Genomic DNA, 242 nt, shown 5'->3' on the forward strand with positions numbered 1-242 from the left:
GTATTTATGTTGCCAGCAACTCTTGCACAGGTATCAGGACCGCTTGCAACAATAATAGCATGGATTATAACTACTATAGGTTCTATATTAATAGCAATTTCATTTGCAAATTTAGGATCTAAATATCCAGCTACTGGAGGAGCATATCAATATACTAAGGAAGCATTTGGAGAATTTACAGGTTTTTTAAGTGCATGGTTATATTGGAATGGATCTTGGATTGGAAATGCGGCTATTATTGT

Annotated in this window: 1 protein-coding gene; it reads left to right on the forward strand. The window is 34.7% G+C overall.

The window, feature by feature from the left end:
* On the forward strand, window positions 1-242 hold a 242-nt coding region (locus NG918_RS16650; RefSeq protein WP_252227150.1), incomplete at both ends, for an amino acid permease.

Origin of the sequence: Clostridium sp. ZBS2, assembly GCF_023845855.1 — a bacterium.
GTDB lineage: Bacteria > Bacillota > Clostridia > Clostridiales > Clostridiaceae > Clostridium > Clostridium aquiflavi.